Source organism: Aeromicrobium sp. 636 (assembly GCF_024433585.1).
Lineage (GTDB): Bacteria > Actinomycetota > Actinomycetes > Propionibacteriales > Nocardioidaceae > Aeromicrobium > Aeromicrobium senzhongii.
Map to the genome: position 1 here is coordinate 229225 of NZ_WNJU01000001.1, position 13312 is coordinate 242536.

At 68.5% G+C, this 13312-nt stretch carries 10 protein-coding genes; 7 read left to right on the top strand and 3 right to left on the bottom strand.

The annotated features are described in order from the left end of the window. The first annotated feature begins 27 nt into the window (after window positions 1-27). Window positions 28-1368: an acetyl-CoA C-acetyltransferase gene (locus GL325_RS01095; RefSeq protein ID WP_223110943.1), complete on the top strand. Its 1341-nt coding sequence runs from the start codon at window positions 28-30 to the stop codon at window positions 1366-1368. 67 nt (window positions 1369-1435) lie between these two features. Here the strand turns inward: GL325_RS01095 and GL325_RS01100 are convergent, their stop codons facing one another. Continuing rightward, window positions 1436-2089, bottom strand: coding sequence for a TetR/AcrR family transcriptional regulator (locus GL325_RS01100; protein ID WP_154594857.1), 654 nt, complete (start codon window positions 2087-2089; stop codon window positions 1436-1438). A gap of 105 nt (window positions 2090-2194) precedes the next feature. Between GL325_RS01100 and GL325_RS01105 the strand changes: the two genes are divergently transcribed. The 4 genes from GL325_RS01105 (at window position 2195) to GL325_RS01120 (ending at window position 6900) form a co-directional block, all read left to right on the top strand. Beyond that, entirely contained in the window at window positions 2195-3061 is an 867-nt protein-coding gene (locus GL325_RS01105; protein WP_187768341.1) for an SDR family oxidoreductase, read from the top strand. Continuing rightward, window positions 3058-3588: a carboxymuconolactone decarboxylase family protein gene (locus GL325_RS01110; protein WP_187768342.1), complete on the top strand. Its 531-nt coding sequence runs from the start codon at window positions 3058-3060 to the stop codon at window positions 3586-3588. Before GL325_RS01105 ends, GL325_RS01110 begins: the two co-directional genes overlap by 4 nt. Window positions 3589-3636: 48 nt before the next feature. Then, window positions 3637-5721 (top strand): excinuclease ABC subunit UvrB, encoded by a 2085-nt coding sequence (gene uvrB / locus GL325_RS01115; protein ID WP_154594860.1) that lies wholly within the window; start codon window positions 3637-3639, stop codon window positions 5719-5721. A gap of 183 nt (window positions 5722-5904) precedes the next feature. Then, complete coding sequence (locus GL325_RS01120) at window positions 5905-6900, top strand: TerC family protein (protein ID WP_187411383.1); 996 nt, start codon at window positions 5905-5907, stop codon at window positions 6898-6900. 15 nt (window positions 6901-6915) lie between these two features. Here GL325_RS01120 and GL325_RS01125 read toward each other — a convergent pair whose 3' ends face one another. Continuing rightward, complete coding sequence (locus GL325_RS01125; RefSeq protein ID WP_154594861.1) at window positions 6916-8331, bottom strand: APC family permease; 1416 nt, start codon at window positions 8329-8331, stop codon at window positions 6916-6918. A 118-nt stretch (window positions 8332-8449) separates the two neighbouring features. Between GL325_RS01125 and GL325_RS01130 the strand changes: the two genes are divergently transcribed. Beyond that, the gene (locus GL325_RS01130) at window positions 8450-9688 is read left to right on the top strand and encodes a cytochrome P450 (RefSeq protein ID WP_255955324.1); all 1239 of its coding nucleotides are present in this window, start codon (window positions 8450-8452) and stop codon (window positions 9686-9688) included. Window positions 9689-9730: 42 nt separating this feature from the next. On the opposite strand, the gene GL325_RS01135 is transcribed toward GL325_RS01130, so the two are convergent. Continuing rightward, window positions 9731-10384, bottom strand: a complete 654-nt coding sequence (locus GL325_RS01135) for an MBL fold metallo-hydrolase (RefSeq protein WP_187768344.1) — start codon at window positions 10382-10384, stop codon at window positions 9731-9733. A gap of 57 nt (window positions 10385-10441) precedes the next feature. Here GL325_RS01135 and uvrA point away from each other — a divergent pair, with 57 nt between their 5' ends. Then, complete coding sequence (uvrA, locus tag GL325_RS01140; protein WP_187411381.1) at window positions 10442-13300, top strand: excinuclease ABC subunit UvrA; 2859 nt, start codon at window positions 10442-10444, stop codon at window positions 13298-13300. The last annotated feature ends 12 nt before the right edge of the window (window positions 13301-13312 follow it).

The following is a 13312-nucleotide window of genomic DNA, read 5'->3' on the forward strand; positions in this document are numbered from 1 at the left end:
ACGAACGTCGCAGACGAAAGGTTTCTCATGGCGAACCAGCCCTCAAAGAAGGCCGCGAAGGCCGCGTCGTCGGACGCCGACACCATCCGTCGCGTCGCCGTCATCGGTGGCAACCGCATCCCGTTCGCGCGCTCGAACACCGTCTACGCCGGCGTCTCCAACCAGGAGATGCTGACCGCGGCCCTCGACGGTCTCGTCGACCGCTTCGGCCTCGAGGGCGAGCGCGCCGGAGAGGTCGTCGCCGGAGCCGTGCTCAAGCACGCCCGCGACTTCAACCTCACCCGCGAGGTCGTCCTCGGCTCCAAGCTCTCGCCGGCGACGCCCGCCACCGACATCCAGCAGGCCTGTGGCACGGGCCTGCAGGCCGCGTTCCAGGTCGCGAACAAGATCGCGCTGGGCAAGATCGACTTCGGCATCGCCGGTGGCACGGACACCACCTCCGACGCCCCGCTCGCGGTCAACGACAAGCTGCGCAAGATCCTGCTGCAGGCCAACCAGGCGAACGCCAAGGGCGACAAGAAGGCCCTCGTCAAGCTGCTGACGAAGATCCGTCCCGGCCACCTGGCTCCCGACCAGCCGCGCAACGCCGAGCCGCGTACCGGCCTGTCGATGGGCGACCACCAGGCGCTCACCACCCACGAGTGGGGCATCACCCGCGAGGCCCAGGACGAGCTGGCCGCCCGCTCGCACCAGAACCTCGCGGCCTCGTGGGAGGCGGGCTGGCAGGACGACCTCGTCACGTCCTTCAACGGCGTCGAGCGCGACACGCACCTGCGTCCGGACTCCACGGTCGAGAAGCTGGCCAAGCTCAAGCCGGTCTTCGGCAAGCAGCTCGGCGACGCCGCCACCATGACGGCCGGCAACTCCACCCCGCTGTCGGACGGCGCCTCGGTGGCGCTGCTCGCCTCGGAGGAGGAGGCCGCCCGCCGCGGCTGGGACGTCAAGGCGTTCCTGGTCGACTACGAGACGGCGGCCGTGGACTACGTCAACGGCGGCGAGGGCCTGCTGATGGCTCCGGCGTACGCGGTGCCGCGGATGCTCGAGCGCAACGGCCTGACGCTGCAGGACTTCGACTTCTACGAGATCCACGAGGCGTTCGCCGGCCAGGTGCTGTCGACGCTCGCGGCGTGGGAGGACGCGGACTTCTGCAAGCAGCGCCTCGGCCTGGACGCGCCGCTGGGTGCGATCGATCGCAGCAAGCTCAACGTCAAGGGCTCGTCGCTCGCGGCCGCCCACCCGTTCGCCGCGACCGGCGGACGCATCATCGCGAACCTGGCGAAGCTGCTGGAGGAGAAGGGCTCGGGCCGTGGCCTGATCTCGATCTGCGCCGCCGGCGGCCAGGGTGTCGTCGCGATCCTCGAGCGCTGACGCTCAGCACGCAGCAAGCGGGGCCGGTGGCAACAGCCACCGGCCCCGCTTCACGTCTGGGGGAGGATCAGGCCTCGGCCTCGACGATGGCCCGCACCGAGCGCTTGGCCAGCTCGACGACCTCGGGCATCGGCAGGTGCTCCATGGCGGGCAACCCGGAGTTCATCTCACGGATCGACCGCTGGAAGGTCACGAGGTTCAAGATGCCCAGGCCCTGCGTGTACATCATGTTCGCGACGAGCTCGGGGTCCTTGACGTCGAAGGCGCCCGACGCGTTGCCGGCCTCGATGGCCGAGGTGATGTGGTCGAAGCAGCGGTTGATCGCGGCACCCAGCTCGGTGAGGCGATCGAGGCTGATCTGCTCCAGCAGCTCCGAGCCGCGGTGGCGCAACAGCGACTGGGCGCAGTCCACGAACGCCGGGAACTCGCTGCCGTAGTCGAGGAACTCGACCGTGATGACGTCGATCCGCTGGGCCGGGGTGAGGTCGGACTCCTGGGACTTGGCCAGGCGCTGCTCGAGCTCGTTGAGGTAGTCGACCAGCGTCATCGCGAAGAGTTCTTCCTTCGTGGTGAAGTGCCGGTAGATGATCGCTCGGTTGATGCCGACGGCGCGGGCGATGTCCTCGATCTGGGCATCTCGCATGCGGCGCTCGTCGAAGAGCGTGCGAGTCGCGTCAAGGATTTCGCGCGTACGCTGCGCCCGGCGCTCCACGATGGCCATGACCTCGACCCTATCGGCTGGGTCAACGGTCGCCGCGCGCGCGTCGCGTGCCCCGTGGCGGCGTACCTCTTGAGGTCGACCGCCCGGGGGCCTAGTGTGTCCGGCATGGCGAAGTTGGACATCCGTACTAATACGTGTCTGGTGACGGGTGCGACCGGCGGGATCGGTGCTGCGACAGCACGGGCGCTCACTCGGGAGGGAGCCCGCCTCGTGCTGACCGATCTGGACCAGGGTGCGTTGGACGCCGTGGCCGAGGAGTTGCGTGCGGCCGGTGGCGAGGTCCTCGTCGCCACGGCGCTGGACCTCACCGACGCCGCGTCGGTGAGGTCCTTCGCCGAGGCGGTCCACGTCCGCTTCGGTCCCATGGACGTGTTGCTGAACATCGCCGGGATCTCGATCTGGGGCACGATCGACCGCCTCACCGAGGAGCACTGGCGGCGATTGATCGACATCAACCTGATGGGGCCGGTGCACGTCCTGTCCTCCTTCCTGCCGGCCATGATCGACGCGGGTCGGGGCGGCCACGTGGTGAACGTGTCCAGCGCCGCCGGCATCTTCGGCCTGCCGTGGCACGCGGCCTACAGTGCGAGCAAGTTCGGACTCCGCGGGATCTCCGAGGTGCTGCGCTTCGACCTGCGCCGCCACCGCATCGGCGTCAGCCTGGTCTGCCCCGGAGCGGTCGCCACTCCGCTGGTGCAGGGGCTGGAGGTCGTCGGGGTCGATCGCTCCGTGCCGGCGATGCAGAAGGTGGAGCAGGAGTTCCTGCGCCACGCGATCACGCCGGACGAGGCGGCCGCCGCGATCGTCAAGGGCCTCGTGCGCCGCCGGTACTGGGTCTACACCTCGCGCGACGTCGCGATCGGCCACTACGCCCAACGCTGGTTCCCCTGGGGGTACGTGGTCGCGATGCGGCTGCTGAACCGCAAGCTGACCCGTGCCGAGGCCCGCGCCGTGAGGGCGGCGGCGCGATGAGGACGCCGCGGGTCCGGCCCGGTCGGCTCCGCCAGCTCGGTCCGGTGAACCACCTGCTCTCGAGACTGCTCTCGCGCGGCGCGGGGGTGCGCGAGGCTCACCTCTTCACGACGCTGGGCCGCAACCGGTCGCTGTTCCGGTTCTGGCTGGCGTACTCCGGGGCTCTCATGCTGGGCGGTCGGCTGCCGCGGCGCGAGACCGAGCTGGTCATCCTGCGGGTCGCGCACCGCTGTGACAGCGACTACGAGCGTCGTCACCACGTGCGCCTGGGGCACCGGGCCGGCCTGACGGCGACCGAACTGGAGCGCACCGCCGTGGACGACCTGACCGGGTGGAGGCCCGCCGACGCCGTCCTGCTTGAGGCGACCGACCTGCTGATGGCCACGGACGACCTCGACGACGCCGCATGGCGTCGCTTGCGGGCGTACTGGGACGAGCGTCAGGCGATCGAGTTCTGCCTGCTCGTCGGGCAGTACCGCGGCCTGGCCGCCACGATCCGGGTGCTGGGGATCGCGCCCGACCGCTGAGCCGTCTTCGGAGGCGTAACTGTCGGTGCGGGTCCGTAGGCTGGAGCCATGAGACCAGTCTCCGAGCTCAGGCGGCAGGTGGCGCCGTTCGAGGTCGTCTCCGAGTACCAGCCCGCCGGCGATCAGCCCGCCGCGATCGCCGAGATCACGAAGCGGATCCAGGGTGGCACGAACGACGTCGTGCTCATGGGCGCCACCGGTACCGGCAAGACGGCCACCACCGCGTGGCTGGCCGAGCAGCTGCAGCGCCCCATGCTCGTCATGCTCCCCAACAAGACGCTCGCCGCGCAGTTCGCCAACGAGCTGCGCGAACTGCTGCCGAACAACGCGGTCGAGTACTTCGTCTCGTACTACGACTACTACCAACCCGAGGCGTACATCGCCCAGAGCGACACGTACATCGAGAAGGACTCCTCGATCAACGAGGAGGTCGAGCGGCTGCGGCACTCGGCCACGTGGTCCCTGCTCACCCGCCGCGACGTCATCGTCGTGGCCACCGTGTCGTGCATCTACGGCCTCGGCTCGGCTCAGGAGTACCTCGAGCGCCGGATCGGCTTCAAGGTCGGTGACGAGATGGGGCGCGACCACCTGCTGCGCACGCTCGTGCAGGCCCAGTACGTCCGCAACGACGTCAGCTCCACGCGCGGCACCTTCCGGGTCAAGGGCGACACCGTCGAGATCTTCCCCGTCTACCAGGAGATGGCGGTACGGGTCGAGTTCTTCGGGGACGAGATCGAGCGCCTCATGACGCTCCACCCGCTGACGGGCGAGATCCTCAGCGACGACCAGGAGCTCTACGTCGGTGCCGCCACGCACTACGCGGCCGGCCCCGAGACGATGGCGCGCGCGATCGAGAGGATCAAGATCGAGCTCGAGGAGCGCCTCGAGGTGCTCGAGCGCGAGAACAAGCTGCTCGAGGCCCAGCGACTGCGCATGCGCACCACCTACGACCTCGAGATGATGGAGCAGGTCGGCACCTGCTCGGGCATCGAGAACTACTCGCTCCACATGGATGGCCGCCCGCCGGGCTCGGCCCCCAACTGCCTGCTCGACTACTTCCCCCAGGACTTCGTGCTCGTCGTCGATGAGTCCCACGTGACGATCCCGCAGATCGGCGCGATGTACGAGGGCGACATGAGCCGCAAGCGGTCCCTCGTCGAGCACGGCTTCCGGCTGCCCAGTGCCATGGACAACCGGCCGCTGAAGTGGCCCGAGTTCCTCGAGCGGATCGGCCAGACGGTCTACCTGTCGGCCACCCCGGGCAACTACGAGATGGAGAAGGTCGGCGGCGACGTCGTCGAGCAGGTCATCCGCCCGACCGGTCTGATCGACCCCGAGGTCATCGTCAAGCCGACGAAGGGCCAGATCGACGACCTCATCGGCGAGATCAACGACCGCGTCGCCAAGAACGAGCGCGTCCTGGTCACCACGCTCACCAAGAAGATGTCCGAGGACCTCACGGACTACCTGCTCGAGGCCGGCATCCGCACCCGCTACCTGCACAGCGAGGTCGACACGCTGCGTCGCGTCGAGCTGCTCCGTGAGTTGCGCATGGGCGAGTACGACGTCCTGGTCGGCATCAACCTGCTGCGCGAGGGCCTCGACCTGCCCGAGGTCAGCCTCGTGGCGATCCTCGACGCCGACAAGGAGGGGTTCTTGCGCTCGGGCCGCTCGCTCATCCAGACGATCGGTCGCGCGGCGCGCAACGTGTCGGGCCAGGTCATCATGTACGCCGACCGGATCACCGACTCGATGGCGATGGCGATCGACGAGACCAACCGTCGCCGGATCAAGCAGGTCGCGTACAACACCGAGCGGGGCATCGATCCGCAGCCGTTGCGCAAGAAGATCGGCGACATCACCGACATGCTCGCCCGTGAGGACGAGGACACGCGGGCGCTGTTGGCCGCGACGGGCGATCACAAGCGCCGGGGCGCCGCGGTGCCGTTGGGCCAGCACACGAAGGATCTCGCCGACCTGCCGTCGGGGGAGTTGGCCTCGCTCATCGACCAACTGTCCGAACAGATGCACCAGGCGGCCGCCGACCTGCAGTTCGAGGTCGCGGCGCGACTCCGCGACGAGATCAGCGATCTCAAGCGCGAACTGCGCGGGATGATCAGCGCCGGGACCTGAGTTCGCGCGGCCTGCGTTCGGCTGTCAGACTTGACCGTGGAGGGGAGTATTCCCATCATCGGCGTGTCGTCAGCACGGAGGTCCTCGCGGACCACCCGGGGCGCCGGACCGGTCATCGTCTGCAGCCCGGTGGAAGAGACCTCCGAGTCCACATGACCCGGAGAGAGAAGCAGAGGACCGCCTGTGAACGTCAGCATGCTCGAATGGGGAGTCACCCTCGCGGTGACCATCGCCATCCTGCTGTTCGACATCGTCGTGATCGCCCGTAAACCGCACGAGCCCTCGACGAAGGAGTGCGCGGTCTACCTGTCGATCTACATCGGCCTGGCCGTCGCCTTCGGCGCCTGGGTCTGGGCCTTCCACGGCCAGCAGTTCGGCATCGAGTTCTACGCCGGATGGTTGACCGAGTACAGCCTCTCGATCGACAACCTGTTCATCTTCATCATCATCATGAGCAGCTTCGCCGTCCCGCGGAAGTACCAGCAGGAGGCGCTGCTCGTCGGCATCATTCTGGCGCTGGTGTTCCGCGGCATCTTCATCGCGCTCGGCGCGGTGGCGATCAACGAGTTCTCGTGGGTCTTCTACATCTTCGGTGCGTTCCTGCTCTACACGGCCGTCAAGCTGGCCGCGGACAAGGACGAGGAGGACGACGCCGAGAACGCCGTCGTCCGGTTCGCCCGCAACCGCTTCAACATGAGCGACACGTGGGACGGCCTCAAGCTCGTCGTCCGCGAGAACGGCCGTCGCGCCATCACCCCCATGGCGCTGGTCATCATCGCCCTGGGCACCACCGACATCCTGTTCGCGCTCGACTCGATCCCGGCGATCTTCGGCCTGACCAAGGAGCCGTACATCGTCTTCACCGCGAACGTGTTCGCGCTGATGGGCCTGCGCCAGCTGTACTTCCTGCTCGGCGACCTGCTGCAGCGCCTGGTGTTCCTGTCGTACGGCCTGGCGTTCCTGCTGTTCTACATCGGCATCAAGCTCGTGCTCCACGCCCTGCACGAGAACGAGCTGCCGTTCATCAACGGCGGCCATCCGGTGCACCACATCGGGCCGGTCCCGATCCCCGAGGTGCCGACGCTGCTGAGTCTGGGCGTCATCATCGCGACGCTGACCATCACGGCCGTGGCCAGTCTCTGGTACTCCAAGAAGTACCCGGACCGCATCGGACACTGACCGCGGGACGGCCGCTCAAGGGATGTCGTGCGGCGGCAGGTCGTCGGGTGCGCCGACCTGCAGCCGCTCGCCCCGGCGTCGGCTGAGCAGGTACATCGGCACGGACAGCACCAGGCCGATCGCCAGCAGGATCCCGGCGATCTCGTACTGCGAGCCCGGCCGTCCCGACAACGGCGTCACGAGGTAGACGCACGTCACCACCCCGAGCAGGGCGATCGGGGCCCGGGTCCTGAAGTGGGAGTGCTCGACCCGGTCCTTGCGCAGGATCAGGACGGCCGTGTTCACCACGGCGAAGACCGCCAGCAACAGCAGGCTGGTCGTGCCGCCGAGCACCTGGACCGCCTCGTCGCTCGCGTTCGACACGTAGGCGATCAGGCCCAGGGAGAGCACGGTGGTGAATGCGATCGCCAGCCACGGCGTCTGGCGTCGGCTCACTCGGGCGAGGCTGTGGGGGATGACCCCCTGCTTGGCCATGCCGTAGAGCAGGCGGCTGGCCATCAGCATGTTGATCAGGGCCGAGTTGGCCACGGCGAACATCGAGATGAAGGGCAGGATGTCGTCGATCGGCATACCGGGGGCGCCCCGCTCGACCACCGTGACCAGCGGAGTGTCGTTCCCGGCGAGCTCGCCGACCGGTACGAGCGCGACCGCGCAGATCGAGACCAGGATGTAGATCGTTCCGGTGACGCCCAGTCCGGTCAGCATGATCTTGGGGAAGATCCGGTTCGGCTCGTGGCACTCCTCGGCCATGTTGACGGCGTCCTCGAAGCCGACCATCGCGAAGAACGCCAACGAGGTGGCGGTGGTCACGGCGAGGAAGACGCTCTTGTCGTCCGGGGTGTCGAACGCGACGACCGCCCCCCAGTCGGCGTCGCCGCCGGCGACGGCGTAGAGCCCGACCAGGATCACCAGCAGCAGGCCTGACAGCTCGATGAGGGTCAGCACGACATTGGTCTTGACGCCCTCACTGACGCCACGCAGGTTGATCGCGGCGATCAGCAGCATGAAAGCCAGGGCGATCGCCATGACCTGCAGGTTCGAGGCCTCCCAGTCGATCCCCACGGCGAGGTTCGCGGCGAAGGCGCGCGAGGCGGTCGACGCCGACGTGATGCCCGAGCACATGACGGTGAAGGCGACGATGAACGTCAGGAAGTGGATGCCGAACGCCTTGTGCACGTAGAGCGCCGCACCGGCCGCCTGCGGATACTTCGTGACGAGCTCGAGGTAGGACAGCGCCGTCAGCAGCGCCACCGCGAACGCGACCGCGAAGGGCAGCCAGGCCGCTCCGCCGACCTCGGCGGCCACCTGTCCGGTCAACGCGTAGACGCCGGTGCCGAGGATGTCGCCGATGATGAAGAGCAACAAGAGTTTCGGCCCCAGGACACGCCGCAGTTCCGTGGGCTGTTCGGGTTGATCGGTCGTCGACGCCATGGATCCCCCTCAGGTTGTGCCTACAGAGTCGCGCCGCGTGTCCGATCCGGCAACCCCGACCGATATCGTGTGTCGGGTGAGATGGTTGCGGGAAGTCCGCGCGCGGGTGGTGACGTCGGTGGCCCGACGCCATGTGGCCAAGCGCGGCATCGACCTCGCGAGCTTCACGTTCATCCCCGAGCCGACGAAGACGCCGCTGCAACGGGTGGGTCTGGACCCGGTGCCGCGACTGGCGCAGATCCGCGACTCCGGACCCCTGCACCGCCTGGATCTGCCGTTCGACTTCACGGCGTACCTCGTCACCGGTCACGAGCAGGCGCGCGAGGTCCTCACGGCCCGCGACATCTACTCGACGGACATCCGTCACCTGTTCTCCGGCGACGGGCCGGCGACCTCGGACGACATCGGGGGACTGGGCTTCACCGATCCGCCGGTCCACACGCGCCTGCGCAAGATCATCACGCCCGAGTTCACGATGCGCCGCCTCGCCCGGCTGGAGCCGTTGATCGAGCAGTTCGTCGACCGCGCCCTGGACGACCTCGAGGCCGCCGGCCCCGGGGCGGATCTGGCGAAGGTGCTGGCGTTCCCCATCCCGTTCAACACGATCTGCGCCCTGCTGGGCCTGGACTACGAGGACCGGCAGGCCTTCGCCGAACTGGGTAGCGCGCGGTTCGACGCGACCAACGGGGGAGCGGCCGCCTTCGGCGCCGTCTCGGAGCAGCGCGAGTTCCTGTTCGACGCGGTGGCACGCCAGCGCAAGGAGCCCGGGCCCGGCCTGATCGGCCAGATCATCCGCAACGAGGGCGACACGATCACCGATCACGACCTCGCCGGGCTGGCCGACGGTGTCTTCACCGGCGGGTACGAGACGACCGCGGGCATGATCGCCCTCAGCACGATCGTGCTGACCCGTGACCCCGCCTACGCCGAGCTGGTCCGCAGCGGCGACCGCAAGACCCTCGACCGGGTCATCGAGGAGCTGCTGCGCTACTTCTCGGTCGTGCAGGTGGCGTTCCCGCGCTTCGCCAAGCAGGACATGGAGCTCTTCGGCGAGTCGATCAAGGCCGGCGACGTCCTGCTGGTCTCGCTCAGCGGCGCCAACCGCGACGGGGCCAGTGCCGGGGACCAGCCCGACGTGTTCGACCCGGCGCGGGTCCCGGCGAGCGGGCACCTCGCGTTCGGCCACGGCATCCACCGGTGCATCGGGGCCGAGCTGGCCCGGATGGAACTGCGGATCGCGCTGCCGAAGCTGCTGAACCGATTCCCCGATCTCGCCCTGGCCGTGCCGGAGTCCGACCTCGAGTTCCGTCAGCTCAGCTTCGTCTTCGGGATCGAGTCCCTTCCCGTCACCTTCTGAGGGACGTCCGCCCGATCGGATCCACAGCGGAGCAGCCGAAGGCTACCATCCGCGGGCGCGCCAGTCCGGCACGCTGGCGCGCTCGGCGCCGAGCGTCGAGTCGTCGCCGTGGCCCGGGTAGAACCACGTGTCGTCGTCGAACCGGTCGAAGATCTTCGTCTCGACGTCGTTGACGAGACGGATGAAGTCGTCGGGGGACCACGTCCTCCCGACGCCCCCGGGGAACAGCGAGTCCCCGGTGAACAGGTGGGTGATGCCGTCGGGGTCGTCGTAGGCCAGCACGATGGAGCCCGGCGTGTGGCCGACGATCTCGATCACCTCCAGCTCGCACGAGCCGACCCGCACGCGGGCGCCGGTACGCACCCGCACGTCGACCGGGACCGGCAGCTCGTCGGCGTCGTCCTCACCGGCGACGGTCTCGGCGCCGGTGGCCTCGACCACCGCGGCGAGGGCCTGCCAGTGGTCGCCGTGGCGATGGGTCGTGACGACGCGGGCGAGGCCACCGTCGCCGATCAGCTCGAGCAGTCTCGGAGCCTCGTCGGCGGCGTCGATCAGCACCTGCTCACCCGTGAGGGCGCAGCGCAGGAGATAGGCGTTGTTGGCCATCGGACCCACGGCGATCTTGGTGATCTGCAGGTCGCCGGCCTCGCGGGTGTCGGGCGGACCGCCGACGGTGACCTCTCCGGTGTACGTCATGGTTCCGAGCCTATCCGTCGAGAGGTTTCTGTCAGGCTCGGTCAGTACGCTGGATAGGTGGCTGATCGTCTCGTAGTCCGGGGTGCCCGCGAGCACAACCTGAAGGATGTCTCCGTCGATCTACCCCGGGACTCCCTCATCGTCTTCACCGGCCTGTCCGGGTCCGGCAAGTCGTCCTTGGCGTTCGACACCATCTTCGCCGAGGGCCAGCGCCGTTACGTCGAGTCGCTCTCGGCGTATGCGCGCCAGTTCCTGGGGCAGATGGACAAGCCGGACGTCGACTTCATCGAGGGTCTGTCGCCCGCGGTCTCGATCGACCAGAAGTCGACGTCGCGCAACCCGCGCTCGACGGTCGGCACGATCACCGAGGTCTACGACTACCTGCGCCTGCTCTACGCGCGCGCCGGCCGGGCCCACTGCCCGACCTGCGGCGAGCCGATCGCCCGCCAGACCCCCCAGCAGATCGTCGACCGCATCCAGTCCGGCGAGGAGGGCACCAAGTTCCAGGTGCTCGCGCCGGTCATCCGCGGTCGCAAGGGCGAGTACGTCGAGCTGTTCCGCCAGCTCCAGCAGGGCGGCTTCAGCCGCGCCATCGTCAACGGCGAGATGCACATGCTCGCCGACGAGCCGCCGAAGCTGGCCAAGCAGAAGAAGCACACGATCGAGGTCGTGGTCGACCGCCTCACCGTCAAGCCCTCGTCCAAGCAGCGCCTGACCGAGTCCGTCGAGACGGCACTGGGACTGGCCGACGGCCTGGTCATCATTGACTACGTCGGGCTGGACGAGGACGACCCGAACCGGCGCCGCCGCTTCTCCGAGAAGCTTGCGTGCCCGAACGACCACCCGCTCCAGGTCGACGAGCTCGAGCCCCGCTCGTTCTCGTTCAACGCGCCCTACGGCGCGTGCCCCGAGTGCCACGGTCTGGGCTCGCGCAAGGAGGTCGACGCCGAGCTGCTCGTGCCCGACCCCGAGAAGACGCTGGCCGAGGGCGCGATCACGGCGTGGAGCTACACCCAGGTGTCGGACTACTTCCTGCGGCTCATGCGCTCCCTGGGCGACGAGATGGGCTTCGACGTCGACACTCCGTGGCGCGACCTGTCGCCCGAGGTCCAGGACGCCCTCATGAACGGGCACTCCACCAAGGTCCACGTCCAGTACAAGAACCGGTACGGCCGCCAGCGCTCCTACTGGGCCGAGTTCGAGGGCGCCCGCGCGTTCGTCGAGCGGCGCCACTCCGAGACCGACTCCGACACCAGTCGCGAGCGGCTCGAGGGCTTCATGCGCGAGGTCCCGTGCCCGACCTGCAAGGGCACTCGGCTCAAGCCGGTGATCCTCGCGGTCACGCTCGAGTCCGAGAAGTTCGGCGAGAAGAACATCGCCGAGGTCTGCCACCTGTCGATCGCCGAGGCGGCCGAGTACCTGCAGACCCTGGTCATGACCGACCGCGAGCGCCAGATCGGCGAGCGGGTGCTCAAGGAGATCCACGAGCGCCTGCGCTTCCTGCTCGACGTCGGCCTGGACTACCTGGCCCTCGACCGTGCGGCGGGCTCGCTGTCCGGCGGCGAGGCCCAGCGCATCCGGCTCGCCACCCAGATCGGTGCCGGACTGGTCGGCGTCCTGTACGTGCTGGACGAGCCGTCCATCGGCCTGCACCAGCGAGACAACCACCGGCTGATCGAGACGCTCGTGCGACTCAAGAAGCTCGGCAACACGCTCATCGTCGTCGAGCACGACGAGGACACGATCCGCGCGTCGGACTGGGTCGTCGACATCGGCCCCGGCGCCGGCGAGCACGGGGGACAGGTCATCGTCTCGGGCACCGTCGACGAGCTGCTGGCCAACCCCGACTCCATGACCGGCGCGTACCTGTCTGGCCGCGCCTCGATCCCGGTGCCCGAGACGCGTCGCCCGCGCGACAAGTCCCGCCAGCTCACGGTCAAGGGCGCCCGCGAGAACAACCTGCGCAACGTCGACGTCTCGTTCCCGCTGGGTCAGCTGGTCTCGGTCACCGGCGTGTCCGGCTCGGGCAAGTCGACCTTGGTCAACGACATCCTCTACACCTCGCTCGCCCGCCAGATCTACAAGGCGCGCACGATCCCCGGTCGGCACCGCACGATCGAGGGCACCGAGAATGTCGACAAGGTGATTCACGTCGACCAGTCGCCGATCGGTCGCACCCCGCGGTCGAACCCGGCCACGTACACCGGCGTCTTCGACCACGTGCGCAAGCTCTTCGCGCAGACGCCCGAGGCCAAGATGCGCGGGTACCAGCAGGGCCGGTTCTCGTTCAACATCAAGGGCGGCCGGTGCGAGGCGTGCCGCGGCGACGGCACGATCAAGATCGAGATGAACTTCCTGCCGGACGTCTACGTCCCGTGCGAGGTCTGCCACGGTGCGCGGTACAACCGCGAGACGCTCGAGGTCCGTTACAAGGGACGCACGATCGCCGAGGTCCTGGACATGCCGATCGAGGAGGCCGTCGACTTCTTCGAGGCCATCCCGGCCATCGCCCGCCACCTGCGCACCCTGGTCGACGTCGGTCTGGGCTACGTCCGCCTGGGCCAGCCCGCCCCGACGCTGTCCGGCGGCGAGGCGCAGCGCGTCAAGCTCGCGTCCGAGCTGCAGAAGCGGTCCACCGGCCGCACGGTGTACGTGCTCGACGAGCCGACCACGGGTCTGCACTTCGAGGACATCCGCAAGCTGCTCATCGTGCTGCAGCGCCTCGTCGACACCGGAAACTCCGTGATCGTCATCGAGCACAACCTCGACGTCATCAAGGCCTCGGACTGGATCATCGACATGGGTCCCGAGGGCGGCAGCGGCGGCGGCATGGTCGTCGCCGAGGGCACCCCCGAGGACGTGGCGGCGCATCCGGAGTCCCACACCGGCCGGTTCCTCAAGCCCCTGCTGTCATGAGCCCGGTCGCGG